This is a genomic window from Mailhella massiliensis (assembly GCF_900155525.1).
GTDB classification, from domain to species: domain Bacteria; phylum Desulfobacterota; class Desulfovibrionia; order Desulfovibrionales; family Desulfovibrionaceae; genus Mailhella; species Mailhella massiliensis.
Map to the genome: position 1 here is coordinate 139,441 of NZ_LT706945.1, position 15,600 is coordinate 155,040.

Here is a 15,600-nt window from a genome sequence, read left to right on the forward strand (position 1 = left end):
TTAAATCGCCATACCTGCGTAATCTAACTGACATAAAGGTATGTCAGGCTGCATGTTCATCGCCCGTAGAAGTACAGATTGCCGGAAATCATGATTCCGGCAAAGAGGGATCATGATCGTCATCGCTTATCTTGTGTACATTTTTCTGCCCATTGCCCTGCTGCTGGTAGGCTCCTTCGGCGAAACCTGGACGAACACGTTTCTGCCTTCCGGTTTTACCCTGCGCTGGTATCTGGATGTCTGGAACGACCCGAGTTTCCGAAGGGCCTTCGTCGTCAGCCTAGAAGTTGCCGTATCCACCTGCGTCATCGTCACGGCGCTGGCCGTGCCCCTGGCCTATGCCATGACCCGCAGCATGGGCAGACTTGCCGGACTCACGGGGCGTTTTCTGGCCATCATGCCCATTGCCGCTCCCCCCGCCGTGCTCGCCTTCGGTTACATCCTCATATTCTCCACGGATGCGATGCCGTATCTCGGCGCCACCTGGCTCATCATCGCGGCCCACGTCGTATCCACGCTGCCCTACATGTTCCAGACGCTGGTGGCGGACATACGGCATCTGCACCTCGACAGGCTCGAGCTTGCGGCGGAATCCCTGGGCGCATCCTTCGGGCAGAGGTTCTTCCACATCGTTCTTCCTTCCCTTCAGCACAGCATATTTTCCGGCCTGGTGGTGGTTTCCGCCATTTCCATCGGGGAATTTCAGATCACCAACCTCATCGCCGGATTCCTGAACCGTACCTACCCCGTGGTGCTGCTGCAGTCGTTCTACGGAGCGACGGGCTTCGCCTGCTCCACCACCATGGTCCTGCTGCTTCTGGCCTGCGCCAGTGCGGCCGGAAGCGCACTTACGGCCCGTTCGGCCTCCAGATCCAAGAAACACTAAGAGCACGCAGAGAAGCTTATGAGCATTGTGATTGAAAATTGTTCCTTTGTGTATCCCTCGTCGGGCATCGGCGTTCATGACGTGAACATTTCCGCCGAGGACGGGGAACTTGTGGCCGTCATCGGCTCCAGCGGCTCCGGCAAGACCACCATGCTCAAGCTGGTGGCGGGCTTCGAGCAGGCCGACAGCGGCAGAATACTCATCAACGGGCGGGACGTCTGCGGGGTTCCGGCAAGGCTGAGAAACGTGGGCATGGTGTTCCAGTCCTACGCGCTTTTCCCGCTCATGACGTGCGCGGAGAACGTGGCCTATCCTCTGAAGATACGCAAGGTTCCGCCTGCGGAGCGCAGACGCAAGGCTCTGGACATGCTCGAACGCGTGGGGCTTGCGGCCTTTGCCGACAGACTTCCGGGTTCCATGTCCGGCGGTCAGCAGCAGCGCGTGGCTCTGGCCCGCGCGCTCGGCTTCAACCCCGACGTCCTTCTTCTGGACGAACCGCTTTCCGCCCTCGACGCCAGCCTGCGCGTGGAACTTCGCAGAGAAATCCGCCGTCTGCAGAAGGAACAGGGCATTACAGCCCTGCATGTGACGCACGATCAGGAAGAAGCGCTTTCCATGGCGGACAAGGTCGCCCTCATGTATCAGGGCAGACTCATCCAGATAGCCACGCCCCAGCAGCTTTACGACGCCCCGGTGAACCGCCGCGTGGCGGCCTTTGTGGGCCATGCCAACCTGTGGGACGGCGTCGTCGTCGATGCCGATACCGTGCGCGTGCCCTTCGGCGAGCTGCGCTGTTCCTGCGCGCCCTATACGAGCGGCGACAAGGTGACCGTGCTCGTGCGGCCCGAACGGGTGGTGCCCGACCCGGATCAGACGGTCAACGTGTTCGAGGGGGCCGTTTCCAGCGACGCCTTCCTGGGCGCCGTGCGCCGCTATGTCTTTTCCGTGGGCGGCTGCGGCATACAGGGCGAAACGGCGCGCAGGCGGCCGTTCTCGAAGGTCGGCATAGCGCCCGAGGCCGTACAGCTTCTGCCCTTTGAAGAAGCCTGAAAACGCCGTGTACGCGGCACTTCCCATAGAGGAGAAGATAATGAAGAAATTGTCCGGTTTTTTGGCTGTGGTCATGGCTGCCGCTCTGACCGTTCCTGCCGTGGCGGGGGCTTTCGAAGGTCCCGAGCTGTACCCCGGCGAACGTCAGCTTTATGAGGAAGCGCTGAAGGAAGGCATGGTGGTTTCCTTCGATACGGGGCCGACGTGGGCCAACTGGGCCAATCAGTTCAAGGCCTTCCAGCAGCGCTATAAGGGCGTGGAACTGGTGTACAACGACATCGGTTCCGGCGCCACCGTGGTTGCGCTGGACAAGACGCGCCGCCGTCCCCAGGCAGACACGGCCTATTATTTCGCCGCTTCCGCCATCGACGCCAAGGCCAAGAAGGTGCTCGAAGGCTATCGGCCCGTCAACTTCGACAAGCTTCCCGAAGCCTACCGCGACGCCGACGGCGAATGGTTCATCGTGCATCAGCTCGTGGTGGCCTTCCTTGTGAACAAGAAGCTGGTGGAAAACGTGCCCCAGTCCTGGGAAGATCTGCTCAAGCCCGAATACAAGAACAGCGTCGTCTACCTCGACCCGCGTTCCACCGGTCAGGGCCAGGTGCTGACCTTCGGCGCGGCCTACGGCAACGGCGGCAGCGTGGACAACGTGCTCCCCGGCATCGAATACCTCGCCAAGCTGCACAAGAACGGCAACGTGCTGCGTACCGAAGGCACCACTCCCTACGCCAAGTTCATCAAGGGTGAAATTCCCATCTGGATCGCCTATGAAGGCGACGGTCTGAAGGCCAAGCTCATCGACGGCATGGGCGACGACTGCGTGGTGGTCATTCCCAAGGAAGCCAGCGTGGCCGCTCCCTACGCCATGAGTCTGGTCAAGAACGGCCCCAACCCCAACGGCGGCAAGCTCTGGCTCAACTGGGTCATGTCCGACGCAGGTCAGGCCGTGTTCGTGGACGGCTTCGTCCGTCCTTCCGTTCCCACGGTGCAGATTCCCGAAAAGATGCGCGCGTACATGCCCGACGCTCCTCAGGTTCAGCCTCTGGATATCGTGAAGGCTTCCGCGCAGAAGAGCTTTATCGACGAGAACTGGACAAGGCTCGTCCTCGGTAAGTAATCCGGGCAAACAACCCGCTGCCGCTCCGGCCATGATTCCGGGGCGGCACGGGGCAGGTGATTTATGAATAAGACGATGAAGATACTGCTGCTGGCCCTGCCCGCCTTCGCCGTGCTGGTCATGTTTTTTCTGGTGCCTCTCGGCAGCGTGCTGGTGGAGCCCTTTTTCGACAAGGGGGAAGCTTTTTTCAGCCTGTGGAGCGATCCTCTGTTCCTGAAAGGACTTAAAGGAAGCACGCTTCTTGCGCTGACGGCAGGCGCGCTTTCCGTGATCGTCGGGGTACCTGTGGCCCTGCGCCTTTCCGTCATGAAGGAAAAGGCCCGGCTCTTCGCCATGTTCTGCATTTCCCTGCCCCTGACCTTTTCCGGCCTCATTGTCGCCTACGGATTCATTCTCTGCTTCGGCAGGGCGGGTTTCATCACGCTGCTGCTGGCGGAGGTGGGCGTTTCCCCCGACTGGGTGGCCGGACTTGTGTACAGCCCCGTGGGGCTGGCGCTCGCCTACTGCTATTACCTTATTCCCCGCGTCGTGCTGCTTCTGCTTCCGGCGCTGACCAACTTCGACAGGAGCCTGCTGGTGGCGGCCAATTCCATGGGCGCGACCAGACTCAGGGCCTTTTTCGACGTGCTTCTGCCGGAACTCATGCCCACCATAGGCGTGTCGTTCTGCCTTGTGGCCGCCGTGGCCTTCGGTGCGTACGGTACCGCTCTTGCCCTGGTCGGTTCCCAGGTGAACATTCTGCCGCTGCTTCTGTACAGCAGCATTTCCGACACGGGAACCAATTTTTCACAGGCCGCCGCCATTTCGCTGGTGCTGCTCGGCGCGTGCAGCATGATCATGGGCGTTGCGGAAGTCATCGCCATGCGCAGGGAACAGCGCCTGAAGAGGGCGTGAAGGAGCCGATATGCTGTATCTGACCGAAGGCGCGCTCTATGACGGAGCCATGCGTCTGGATGCGGAAACCATGACCTGGACGCCTGCCGAAGTTCCGGCGGGAGGCAGGGAAATTTCGGAAACGGAAGCCGTGCGCTGGCTTCAGAAGGAATCGGGTATGCCTCTGCGCGCCCCCGTGGCCGTCATCGGGCCGCGGGAAGCTTCCGACGAGGAACGCGCCACGGCGCGCGCTCTGGGTCAACGTCTGGCCGCTCTCGGCCTTACGGTGCTGTGCGGCGGCCGCCAGGGCGTCATGGAATCGGTATGTCTCGGCGTGCGCGAAGGCGGCGGCATTTCCGTGGGCCTTCTGCCTGAAGACGACTGGCGCAAGGGCAACAGCTACGTCACCGTGCCTGTGGCTACGGGCATAGGCATTGCGCGCAACGCGCTCATCGCCCGCGCGGCGGCGGCCGTGGTGGCCGTGGGCGGAGGTCTCGGAACCATTTCCGAAATCGCGCTTTCGCTGCAGTTCGGCAAGAGGGTGTTCGGTCTGTGCAGGCCCCCGTATGTGGAAGGGCTGCAGCTTGTCGATTCTCTGGACGAGGCCGAAGCCGGGCTTTGCCGCGCCGTTCTGGGCCTGCCCGATTAAAAAAACGTCATGTTTTGAAGCCGGAGGAAGCTTTCATGAAAGCTTCCTCCGGCTTTTTCCTTCGACTGCCGGGCGATGCGCCGCAGGTTGTCTGTTATGAAAAAACGGGCTTCCGCTTTTGCGGAAGCCCGTTTTCTGTTCACGGAGCGGGGAGGCCCGCCCCTTTTCAGTAGCGGTACATGTCGTTCTTGAAGGGGCCGTCCACGGGAACGCCGATGTAGTCGGCCTGCTTCTGCGTCAGCGTGGAGAGCTTCGCACCGAGGCGGGCGAGGTGGAGCCTTGCCACTTCCTCATCGAGTTTCTTGGGCAGAGTGTACACGCGCGCTTCGTGCTTGTTCGCGGCAAGATCCATCTGGGCGAGAACCTGGTTGGTGAAGGAGTTGGACATGACGAAGCTCGCATGGCCCGTGGCGCAGCCGAGGTTCACCAGGCGGCCTTCGGCCAGCACGATGATGGAACGGCCGGAGGGCAGGAACCACTTGTCCACCTGGGGCTTGATTTCCATCTTGCGGCATTCGGGATTGCCTTCCAGCCAGGACATCTGGATTTCGCTGTCGAAGTGGCCGATGTTGCACACGATGGCTTCGTCCTTCATGCCCATCATGTGTTCGCCGGTGATGACGTCGCAGTTGCCGGTGCAGGTGACGTAGATGTCGCCGTAGGGCAGGGCGTCTTCCATGGTGACGACCTGATACCCCTCCATGGCGGCCTGAAGCGCGCAGATGGGGTCGATTTCCGTAACGAGCACGCGGGCGCCGAAGCCGCGCATGGAGGCGGCGCAGCCCTTGCCCACATCGCCGTAGCCGCAGATGACCACGACCTTGCCGGCCACCATGATGTCGGTGGCGCGCTTGATGCCGTCGGCCAGGGATTCACGGCAGCCGTACAGGTTGTCGAACTTGGACTTGGTGACGGAGTCGTTCACGTTGATGGCCGGGAAGAGCAGCTTGCCTTCCTTTTCCATCTGATAGAGGCGATGCACGCCGGTGGTGGTTTCCTCGGACACGCCGCGCACCTTTTCGGCCACACGGTGCCAGCGGGCGGCGTCGTTCTTCAGAGAAAGGGCGATGCGTTCCATGATGATGCCTTCTTCCTTGCAGGAAGGAGCGCGGTCGAGCACGGAAGGATCGTTTTCCGCTTCCACACCCTTGTGGATGAGCAGCGTCGCGTCGCCGCCGTCGTCCACGATGAGGTCGGGGCCGGAGCCGTCGGGCCAGGTGAGGGCCATTTCCGTGCACCACCAGTAGTCTTCCAGAGATTCACCCTTCCAGGCGAAGACCTTGGCCATGCCCTGTTCCGCAATGGCCGCGGCGGCATGATCCTGCGTGGAGAAGATGTTGCAGGAGGCCCAGCGGATGTCGGCGCCGAGTTCGTACAGCGTGCGGATGAGCATGGCCGTCTGTATGGTCATGTGCAGAGAACCGCTGATTTTCAGGCCCTTGAGGGGCTTTTTGTCGCCGTAGCGGCGGATGAGTTCCATAAGGCCCGGCATTTCGCGTTCGGAAAGCTGGATTTCCTTCTTGCCGAAGTCGGCAAGGGAGATGTCTGCGACTTTGTAGTTCAGGGACAGATCGAGATTCTTGGCGGACATGTTGGCTCCATAGATGGGTTGGAAAAAGAAGGTTGAAAAGGTCACAGCCCGGCGGAAGGCGCGCCCGGGGCGTTCTTGCGGGCCAGAATGAGATGCAGTGCCAGATCTTTCTTCACGGGCTGACGGCGGTAGTCCACAATGGTCAGCCCCGTTTTGACGAGCGCGGCGGAAAGTTCATCCAGAGAAAAGCCGAGCCACCGGTCGCCGTACATGGTGCGCATGGATTCCTGGGTATGCTGATCGAAATCCGTGACCAGAACGAGGCCTCCCGGGTGCAGAACCCGCGCGATTTCCCCCAGCGACGTGGACGGACGGGAAAGATGATGCAGCACCAGATTGATGCAGATGAAGTCGGCCTCTCCGTCGCGCAGGGGCAGGTAGTCGAGCTCGCCTATGCGCAGGGAAATGCCGTTCATGTTGTCGCCGAAGCGGCGGCGCGCCAGTTCCAGCATACGGGGGGAATCATCCACGCCGATGAGTTCCCGGCAGACTCCGCGCAGATGCTCCAGCACCTCGCCCGTACCGCAGCCGAGATCCGCCGCGACGCCGCAGTTGTCGGGCACGGCGCGCAGAATCACGTCGGGCAGGGAGAAATCTCCCAGAATCTCGCGGTTCATCTCGTCCCAGTCGTCGGCTATCTCGTTGAAGAACTGCCGCGTTTTCAGGGCGCGTTCCTCAATGATGCGGGAAGCCATGTCGAGATCGGCCCGGCAGGATTCATCGTCCTGCATGAAGGCAATGACGCTGCTCAGAAATTCGTGCCCTTCCCCTTCCGTTTCGGCGGAATAGAATACCCACAGTCCGTCTCTCCGGGACTGGAGAAGCCCCGCTTCCGTAAGAATCTTGAGGTGCCGTGAAATGCGCGACTGCCCCATGCTCAGAAGCGAAACCAGTTCGTTGACGGAAAGTTCGTAATGAAAAAGCACCAGCGCAAGGCGCAGGCGCGTTTCGTCCGAAAGGGCCTTGAGATATCGAAGAGCTTTCATAACTTGTTGTAATGTTACAAATATCAAGATTTTTTGATGTAATATATCCGCTTATCCGCATATAGTCAAGAAGTTTGCCCGCGTACCCTTGGGGCGGAAGGGCGCGCGGGAAGCGGGAGCGTGCCGGCGACGGGCAGCCCCGGAGAACAGGGCGCGTGAACGATGCGCGCATGAGGAGAGAGGCTCACGGCGCTATGCGCCGAGAAACCAGTCGCCCCACAGGGCCTGACCAAGGGAAACGGCGCCGTCCCCTGCGGGGAAACGGCGCGGCACAAGCGGCGTAAGGCCGAGGCGTCGCATTTCTTCGGGCAGGCACGCAAGCAGGGTACGGTTGTTGAACACCCCGCCGCAGAGCGCCACGGTGCTGATGCCGCAGCCGTCGGCCGCAAGACGCGCCCAGCGGGCAAGGCCCCGTACAAGGCCGTCATGAAAGCGGCGGGCGGCTCTTCCTGGATGGCGGCAGTCGTTGGCGGCATGGCGGAACAGGGCCGCAACATCGGCTTCCAGCAGGCCGTCGCGTTCGATGAGGGGCAGATCGTACGCCCCCTGTTCGGAAGCATCCTGCGCCTCTTCCAGGCGGACGGCGGCCTGTCCTTCGTAGGTGATGTCGAAGCAGAGGCCGCACAGGGCGGCCACGGCATCGAACAGGCGGCCGCAGCTTGACGTTTTCGGGCAGTTTATGCCCTGCGTCATCATTTCCCGCACCATGGGCGCGAGGCGGGCGCGTTCCGGCGATCCTTCCAGCCAGGGACGGGGACGGTCGGGCAGATCGGCGGCCCTCCACAGGGCTTCCGCCGTTCTCCACGGCGAGCGGATGGCGGCTTCTCCTCCCGGCAGCAGAAAAGGTGAGAACCGGCCCAGCCGCTGCCATGCGCCGGGCCGTACGAGCAGCAGTTCCCCTCCCCAGACGGTGTCGTCGTCGCCGAGACCGGAACCGTCCAGCGCAAGGCCGAGTACGGGCCCGGTGAGACCGTGTTCCGCCATGACGGCGCAGACGTGCGCGACGTGATGCTGGAGAAACAGCTCCCGCAGGCCGTGCCTTTGAGCGACGTCGTCCGCAAGACGGCTGGAAAGAAAGTCGGGGTGCAGGTCGCGCACCACAAGACCCGGCTCCACCTCCAGAAGGCCCGTGAGGTGACGCAGCGTTTCCTCAAAGAAGGCGAGGTGTTCCGCCCGGCTCACGTCGCCGATATGCTGGCTGACGAAGGCTTCCGCTCCCCGCGTGAGACAGAAGGTGTGCTTGAGTTCCGCCCCGGCGGCGAATACGCAGTCCCCGGCCTCCCGCGCAGGGCGCGGAGGAAGGGAAAGGGGCGTAGGGACGAAGCCGCGCGCCCGGCGTACCATGAGTTCCGGGGCGCAGGGCGCGTGTTCCTTCTCTTCGCCGGGGAAGACGACGGAATCGTCCACGCGCACGAGGATGTCGCGGTCGTGAAAAAGGAAGAGGTCGGCCATGTCGCCGAGGCGTTTTTTCGCTTCGCGGTTGCCGAGGCAGATGGGCGCGCCGTGAGGATTGCCCGAGGTCATGACCAGGGCGCTCAGAGCGTCTTCCTTGTTGCCGCCCGCCCATTCCGGGTGAAAGAGCAGATGATGCAGCGGGGTGGAAGGCAGCATGATGCCTATGCTTGCGCTGTCCGGCGCGAGAAGGGCGGGAAGAACATCCTCCCCTTCGCCCGCCCGTTTGCGCGGGCAGATGACGATGGGCCTTGCGGGTGAGAGAAGGAGATCCCGCGCGCCCCTGCCGATATGGGCGAAGCGGGAGGCGCTTTCCACATCCGCCGCCATGACGGCAAGGGCCTTGTGCGGTCTTGCCTTGCGGCGGCGAAGCTCCGCCACGGCCGATTCGTTGTGCGCGTCGCAGACGAGGTGAAAGCCGCCGAGTCCCCTGACGGCTGCGATACGCCCTTTTCCGAGTTCGGCAAGAAGCGCGGGGATTGCGGCTTTTCCCATGATGACGCCGTCGGCAAGGCCGCAGAGCTTTCTGCGCTTTTCGTACACCGCCGCAAGAGCGGGGGACTCTGTCTGCGGCAGGGGGGCGTTCAGCTCGTTTTCGTATCTGCCGTCTTCCAGCCAGAGAACGGGGCCGCAGTCCGGGCAGGCGTCGGGCTGGGCATGGAAGCGACGGTCGGCGGGGTTGTGATATTCTTCCGCGCAGGGCCCGCACATGGGAAAGCACGCCATGCTGGTCACGGGCCTGTCGTAGGGGATGGAACGCGTGATGGTGTAGCGCGGCCCGCAGTTCGTGCAGTTGGTGAAGGCGTAGCCGAAGCGGCGGTTTTCCGGGTCGGCCATGTCGTCGAGACAGTCGGAACAGGGAGCGACGTCGGGGCTGACCAGCACGCTGTGGCCGCGGTGCTTTCCGGCGGAACTTTCTTCGATGCGGAAGGAATCTTCCCCCTCCAGCAGGGGGGCGTCCCTCCTCGTCAGGGAGGCGATGCGCGCAAGGGGCGGCAGGTGTTCGGAAAAACGTGAGAAGAGAAGAAGCGCGTTTTCTTCTCCCTGCACTTCTATGCGCACGCCTTCGGGGGTGTTGCCCACAAAGCCCGTGAGTCTGAGCCTTGCGGCTTCGCGGTAGATGAAGGGCCGGAAGCCCACGCCCTGAACCTGTCCGGTGAGAATGTAGATGTGCCTTGTCCTCATGCTTCCTCCACAGGGGAATATAGCTTCCGTTTCCGTCGAAGGAAAGCTTCCGGTTTTTTCGGGAAAGGGGGGCGTCGCTTTTTTCCTTGAGAATGCGTCCGCAATAACATAGGATCATGCCTCTGGAATCCGCCGAGAGAGGCTTTTTCCGCCGGGAGGCGGGGCGGCGGGTTTCGCCGGGGAACTTCCATACCGAAGTTTGCTCCCATGGCGGCGGCGCCCGGCCGCCCGGCCTGCGGCCCCGGAATTTCCGCGTGTATAAGGAACGGAATATGTCGAAATTTATGTTGCAGGAACGCACCCTCGGCCAGATGCTGGACGAAACCGTCAGGCGTTTCCCCGATCGTGAGGCCCTCGTGTATGTGGGGCACGATTACCGGCAGACCTGGAGCGAGTTTGCCGACACCGTGGACAGGCTGGGACGGGGCCTGATGGCGCTGGGCGTCGAACCCGGCGAAAAAATAGCCCTCTGGGCCACCAACGTGCCGAACTGGGTGTCGCTCATGTTCGCGGCCGCCCGCATAGGAGCCACGCTCCTGGCGGTGAACACCAACTACCGCGACAGCGAACTCGAGTACCTCATCCGTCAGTCCGAGTGCGAAAATTTCTTCTGTATCGACGGATTTCTCGACTACGACTATGTGTCGGCCCTGTACCGGGTCATTCCCAACCTCAAGGATCAGCACGAAGGCGAGCTGCACTGCGAAAAGTTCCCCCATCTGCGCCGCGTCATGAGCCTGAAGGACATTCCGCATCCGGGCATCCTGCCCCTTTCCGCCATTCTGGACAGGGCCGGAGAGGTTTCCGACGAGGAGTACGAGGCGCGCAAGGCGAAGGTGAAGCCCCATGACGTGGTGAACATGCAGTACACCTCGGGGACCACCGGTTTTCCCAAGGGCGTCATGCTCACCCATGTGGGCATAGGCAACAACGGTTTCTGCGTCGGCGAGCGCGAGGAGCTTACGGAAAACGACAGGGTGATCATTCCTCTGCCGCTTTTCCACTGTCTGGGATGCGTGGTGGGCGTGCTTGCCTGCGTGAGCCACGGTTCCACCATGGTCATCACGGAAACCTTCTCTCCCGAACGCGTCATGGCCGCCATTCAGGACGAAAAGTGCACCGGCGTGTACGGCGTGCCTTCCACCTACATTTCCATGCTGGGACATCGCCGCTTCAGCCAGTATGATTTTTCGAGCCTGCGCTTCGGCCTGATGAGCGGCTCCGTATGCCCCGAACCCCTCATCCGCCAGGTGATGGAGGCCATGAATCTGAAGGCCGTGGTCATTCCCTACGGCCTGACGGAATGTTCCCCCGTCATCACCATGACCGGCATCACGGAAAGCGACGAACACCGCTGCCGCTCCGTGGGCAGCGTGCTGGAAGGCATGGAAGTGGAACTGCGCGATCCGGCGACGAAGAAGCCCGTGCCCTGCGGCACGCAGGGCGAAATCTGCTGCCGCGGCTACAACGTGATGAAGGGGTACTTCAACATGCCCGAGGCCACGGCGGAAACCGTGGATGAAAACGGCTGGCTGCATACCGGCGACCTCGGCGTGATGGACGAGGCGGGCTATCTGCGCATCACCGGCCGTATCAAGGATATGATCGTGCGCGGCGGCGAGAATATCTATCCGCGCGAAATCGAGGAATTTCTGCTGGAAATGGAATCTGTGCGCGACGTGCAGGTGCTCGGCATTCCCTCCCGCCGCTACGGCGAGGACGTGGCGGCCTTCCTCATTGCCCGCGAGGGATGCAGCGTGAGGCCCGAAGACGTGCGCGACTTCTGCCGCGGGCGCGTGGCCTGGCACAAGATTCCGCGGTATGTCGCCGTGGTGGAGGATTTCCCCAAGACGGCCAACGGCAAGGTGCAGAAGTACAAGCTGCGCGAAATGGCCGCGGAGCTCTTCCCCAATGTCAAGTAAGCCGCTTATCGCCTATGTGGCGGCCCGGGGCTTTGAACGGGATCTGCTGGATGAGCTTCGGCTTCACGACGTGCATGTGCGCGAAGTGAAGGGCGGCCTTGTTCTTGCCGAGGGCCTGTTTTATTCCGCCTGGGCGCAGAACATCTGGCTGGAGCCTTTTTTCCAGCCCATAGCCTCCGTGGGCGAGGCCGTGCGCATTCTCAAGTCCATACAGCGGAACTGGAAGCTGCACGCCGTGGATTTTCACCGCAGGGCCGCGCTCATCGAGTCGCAGCTCCCGCCGGTGAAGGCCAGACCGCTGGCTTTCGGGCAGCGTGCGCCTTCCTCCCCTCTGGGGGCATGGACCTTGTGGGATCACGATACGCTGCTGGTTTCCGCGACATGCTCCTCCGCCTTTCCCGACGGGGAGGTGCGCTTCGAGGAGGACCGCGAGAATCCGCCGAGCCGTGCCTATCTCAAGCTGTGGGAGACCTTCACGCTTTTCGACCGCACCCCCCGTCCGGGCGAGCTTTGTGTGGATCTGGGCTCCGCTCCCGGCGGCTGGACGTGGGTTCTTGCCACGCTCGGGGCGAAGGTGTTCAGCATCGACAAATCGCCCATAGACAGACGTGTGGCGGCCATGAAGGGCGTGGATCACTGCCTCGGCAGCGGTTTCGGTCTGGAGCCCCGCACGGCGGGGTATGTGGACTGGCTTTTTTCCGATATGGCCTGCTACCCGGAAAGACTGCTCGGTACGGTGAGGCAGTGGCTGGACGAGGAGGCCGCAGGGAACTTCGTGTGCACCATCAAGCTTCAGGGGGCCACCGATCACGTTGTGGTGCAGGCGTTCCGGGACATTCCGGGGTCGCGCGTGGTGCACCTTTCGTGCAATAAACACGAGCTGACGTGGGTCAATTTGAAGGAATGGCGCGAAGGCGGCCGCTAGTATCCCAAGGCTTGCGGCGCTTGTGTTTTCGGCCTCCGAAGATACTCTGAAAAGGTGCTGTCGAAAGGCTTTTTCATAAAAATCTTCTCAGGTTAGCATAGCTAAGCTTGACATACGGGGATTCTCATTCTACTGAAAAGTGACTCAGTGAAGAGTCAAAAAATTTTTGGGAGAGTGAAACCATGACGAAAGCTGAACTGGTCGAGAAGATCTACGCCAAGAGCGGCCTTGAGACGAAAGTAAAATCTGAAGCGGCGCTGGATGCTGTGATCTCCGCCATCTCCGAGTGCCTTGCTTCCGGCGATTCCATCACTCTGATGGGCTTTGGCAGCTTCAAGGTCGTCAAGCGCGCACCTCGTACCGGCCGTAACCCTCGTACCAACGAGAAGATTGAAATCCCCGCCTGCTCCGTTGTGAAGTTCCTTCCCGGTAAGGCTCTTAAGGACGCCATCAAGTAACAGCGTTTTTCAGCGTTTGTGGAACGGCCGCCCGCATCATGCGGGCGGCCCGTTTTTTTAAGACTGAAAACTCCCCGCTATGCGGGGAGTTCCAAAAAGGCGAAGCCTTTAAACAAGTTAAAAAAGGGGTTCCTTTGTGAGATAACCAGTTGTCTCGACTCGAAATCTATACACAAAGGAACCCAATAATGAATGACCAGAGTTTAAACCATACCCGTTGGAACTGCAAGTATCACATCGTTTTCGCTCCGAAATTCAGACGCAAGCTGGTATACGGAAGGTATCGCAGAACGATCGGCGAAATTCTGAGAAAACTGTGTGAATACAAAGGAATAGAGATAGTGGAAGCAAATGCGTGTGTGGACCATATTCATATGTGCGTCAAGATTCCGCCCAAGTATAGCGTGGCGCAGATCATGGGGTATTTGAAAGGGAAGAGTTCCTTGATGATATTCGAGAGTTTTCCGCATCTGCGCTACAAGTTCGGCAATCGCCATTTCTGGTGTACCGGTTATTTTGTCAGCACGGTGGGAGTAAATGAGGCGACCATCATCAAATATGTGAGGGAGCAGGAAGAACGAGACAAAATAACAGACCAGTATAGCCTGGTAGAACGGCCCGTCAGCTCGTTTACGAGCAGCAGGAAATAACTCTTCGGCAAGAGTCGAGACAGAGCCCTCTTAAGAGGGCAGCCGGGTAACAGACCCTTATAGGGTCAAATCAAACCGCCCCTTGAAGGGGCGGTTCTGACTTATGTTCCCATGGCTGCGGGCAGCCGGGCGGAGAGGCCGCGGTTCCGCGCAACGGCATGAACAGGCGGATGCGCGGTGTAACGCCGTCTGCCCGGAGGCGGAAAGCCCCGCGGAAGGCGGGAGGGGCGGCGGAGCGCGGCCGTTCTGGCTGCGGGCGTTCAGAAAGGGCGTTTGCGCATCGTATGGGCCCTGATGAGCGGCGAAAAGAAAGCGTCGGCGGATTCATGTCCGCCGACGCAAAAACAGCCGTACAGAGCCGTTCAGGCCGCTGCAGCGGCGATCAGCGCCCTATTTTCCGTTTCATGGCTTCCACGGAAAGATGCTCCAGCCTATGGATTCGCCAGAGATAGAGCACGGCGGCCACGCTGAGCCCTGCGATGAGGGCTATCCAGAAACCCAGCACGCCCAGCGGTTTTTCCGTGAGCATATCCGTCATGCACAGTATCCAGCCGAGAGGCAGGCTGACCACCCAGTAGGCGATGAAGGATATGCAGAAAATGGCCCGCGTATCGTTCCAGCCGCGCAGGGAACAGAGCGTATTGGTCTGTATGCCGTCGGGGAACTGGTAGAACACTTCGCAGATGAGCAGCAGGCCTGCCATTTCGATGACGGCCGCATCCCTGGTGTACAGTTCCGCCACGGGGTAGCGTACAAGATAGATGAGAAGGGCCAGAACGCAGGCCATGAACAGCGTGATGGTCAGCGCCGTGAGTCTTGCGCGTTTGGCCGCGCCTATGTCGCCCGCGCCGAGCAGGGTCCCCACACGGATGGTGGAGGCTGCGCCTATGGAGAAGGGGCACATCCAGACGAAGGCGCTTACGTTGATGGCGATCTGATGACCGGCCACGGTGGTGACGCCGAGCGGGGAAACGATGAGCGCGATGAGCGCAAAGGCCGCCGTTTCATTGAGCATGGCAAAGGCCCCGGGCAGCCCTATGCGGGCGATGCGCTTCAAAAGCGCGGCGGAGGGCTTTTCCACGGCGAGGGCGGCCCTGTCGGTGTGCCGCACGAAGAACGTCATGGATGCGGCCATGAACCAGAAAAGAATGGCCGTGGCCAGACCGCAGCCGGCGGCGCCCATGGCGGGCAGGCCGAACTTGCCGAATACGAAGATGATGTTGAGCGGCACGTTGAGCGCGAGGCCGATGAAGCCCGCCACCATGGCGGGACGCGTTCTTCCGTGTCCTTCCAGAAAGCAGCGCTGCACGACGAAAAGCATGAGCGCAGGCACGCCGAAGAGCACGGCGAAAAGGTATTCCGAAGTCTTTTTCGCCAGCAGCGGGTCCATGTCGCCCCAGATGGTGATGGTGGCGCTTATGGCGAAGAAGATGCTCATGAGCAGGACGGATATGGCAAGGGCCAGCCACAGCCCCTGACGCAGAAAATGCCTGCTCTTCATTCTGTTGCCCGCGCCGAGGGCCTGCGCCACAAGCGGCGTGATGGCCATGATGAGTCCCTGGCCGAACATGATGCCCGGAATCCAGAACGAGGTGGCCACGGCCACGGCGGCCATATCCACGGGGCTTGCACGGCCCGCCACCACCGTATCCACGAACGACATGGCTATCTGCGCGATCTGGCCGAGAAAGACGGGAATGGCGAGAAAGACCAGATTGCGGGTTTCCTGTTTGCTGAAATGCCTGAACATGATGGCTCCTCCCGGTGGGAGAGGAGGTCTTGCGGGGAAGAGAAGCGCGGCTCGGCAGCGGCCGGCTTCCCTGTTTCGAACCTCATCCCTTTTTACAGGTCAATGG

At 61.2% G+C, this 15,600-nt stretch carries 13 protein-coding genes; 9 read left to right on the top strand and 4 right to left on the bottom strand.

Going from position 1 to position 15,600, the window contains the following annotated elements:
- Window positions 1-112 precede the first annotated feature (112 nt).
- The 5 genes from CZ345_RS05115 (at window position 113) to CZ345_RS05135 (ending at window position 4,575) form a co-directional block, all read left to right on the top strand.
- Window positions 113-886 carry an ABC transporter permease gene (locus CZ345_RS05115; protein WP_077072110.1) on the top strand — a complete coding sequence of 258 codons (774 nt, stop codon included), beginning with the start codon at window positions 113-115 and terminating at the stop codon, window positions 884-886.
- Between the two features lie 18 nt (window positions 887-904).
- Window positions 905-1,936: an ABC transporter ATP-binding protein gene (locus CZ345_RS05120; protein ID WP_077072111.1), complete on the top strand. Its 1,032-nt coding sequence runs from the start codon at window positions 905-907 to the stop codon at window positions 1,934-1,936.
- Between the two features lie 40 nt (window positions 1,937-1,976).
- Complete coding sequence (locus tag CZ345_RS05125) at window positions 1,977-3,053, top strand: extracellular solute-binding protein (RefSeq protein WP_077072112.1); 1,077 nt, start codon at window positions 1,977-1,979, stop codon at window positions 3,051-3,053.
- A gap of 63 nt (window positions 3,054-3,116) precedes the next feature.
- Window positions 3,117-3,947: an ABC transporter permease gene (locus tag CZ345_RS05130; protein ID WP_077072113.1), complete on the top strand. Its 831-nt coding sequence runs from the start codon at window positions 3,117-3,119 to the stop codon at window positions 3,945-3,947.
- Between the two features lie 10 nt (window positions 3,948-3,957).
- Complete coding sequence (locus tag CZ345_RS05135; protein ID WP_144277250.1) at window positions 3,958-4,575, top strand: TIGR00725 family protein; 618 nt, start codon at window positions 3,958-3,960, stop codon at window positions 4,573-4,575.
- A 166-nt stretch (window positions 4,576-4,741) separates the two neighbouring features.
- On the opposite strand, the gene ahcY is transcribed toward CZ345_RS05135, so the two are convergent.
- The 3 genes from ahcY to hypF all read right to left on the bottom strand — a co-directional run bounded on the left by ahcY (window position 4,742) and on the right by hypF (window position 9,789).
- Window positions 4,742-6,166 (bottom strand): adenosylhomocysteinase, encoded by a 1,425-nt coding sequence (gene ahcY, locus CZ345_RS05140; RefSeq protein ID WP_077072114.1) that lies wholly within the window; start codon window positions 6,164-6,166, stop codon window positions 4,742-4,744.
- Between the two features lie 41 nt (window positions 6,167-6,207).
- Window positions 6,208-7,152, bottom strand: coding sequence for an ArsR/SmtB family transcription factor (locus CZ345_RS05145; RefSeq protein ID WP_077072115.1), 945 nt, complete (start codon window positions 7,150-7,152; stop codon window positions 6,208-6,210).
- A gap of 192 nt (window positions 7,153-7,344) precedes the next feature.
- Window positions 7,345-9,789 (bottom strand): carbamoyltransferase HypF, encoded by a 2,445-nt coding sequence (gene hypF / locus CZ345_RS05150; protein WP_077072116.1) that lies wholly within the window; start codon window positions 9,787-9,789, stop codon window positions 7,345-7,347.
- A gap of 272 nt (window positions 9,790-10,061) precedes the next feature.
- Here hypF and CZ345_RS05155 point away from each other — a divergent pair, with 272 nt between their 5' ends.
- The 4 genes from CZ345_RS05155 (at window position 10,062) to tnpA (ending at window position 13,744) form a co-directional block, all read left to right on the top strand.
- On the top strand, window positions 10,062-11,711 hold the full coding sequence (locus CZ345_RS05155; RefSeq protein WP_077072117.1) for an AMP-binding protein: 1,650 nt from the start codon (window positions 10,062-10,064) through the stop codon (window positions 11,709-11,711).
- Window positions 11,701-12,636: an SAM-dependent methyltransferase gene (locus tag CZ345_RS05160; protein ID WP_077072118.1), complete on the top strand. Its 936-nt coding sequence runs from the start codon at window positions 11,701-11,703 to the stop codon at window positions 12,634-12,636. The genes CZ345_RS05155 and CZ345_RS05160 overlap by 11 nt, the downstream gene beginning before the upstream one ends.
- A gap of 182 nt (window positions 12,637-12,818) precedes the next feature.
- On the top strand, window positions 12,819-13,094 hold the full coding sequence (locus tag CZ345_RS05165) for an HU family DNA-binding protein (RefSeq protein WP_077072119.1): 276 nt from the start codon (window positions 12,819-12,821) through the stop codon (window positions 13,092-13,094).
- Between the two features lie 188 nt (window positions 13,095-13,282).
- Complete coding sequence (gene tnpA / locus CZ345_RS05170) at window positions 13,283-13,744, top strand: IS200/IS605 family transposase (protein WP_077072120.1); 462 nt, start codon at window positions 13,283-13,285, stop codon at window positions 13,742-13,744.
- 382 nt (window positions 13,745-14,126) lie between these two features.
- Here tnpA and CZ345_RS05175 read toward each other — a convergent pair whose 3' ends face one another.
- Entirely contained in the window at window positions 14,127-15,494 is a 1,368-nt protein-coding gene (locus CZ345_RS05175) for an MATE family efflux transporter (protein WP_077072121.1), read from the bottom strand.
- Between the last annotated feature and the right edge of the window lie 106 nt (window positions 15,495-15,600).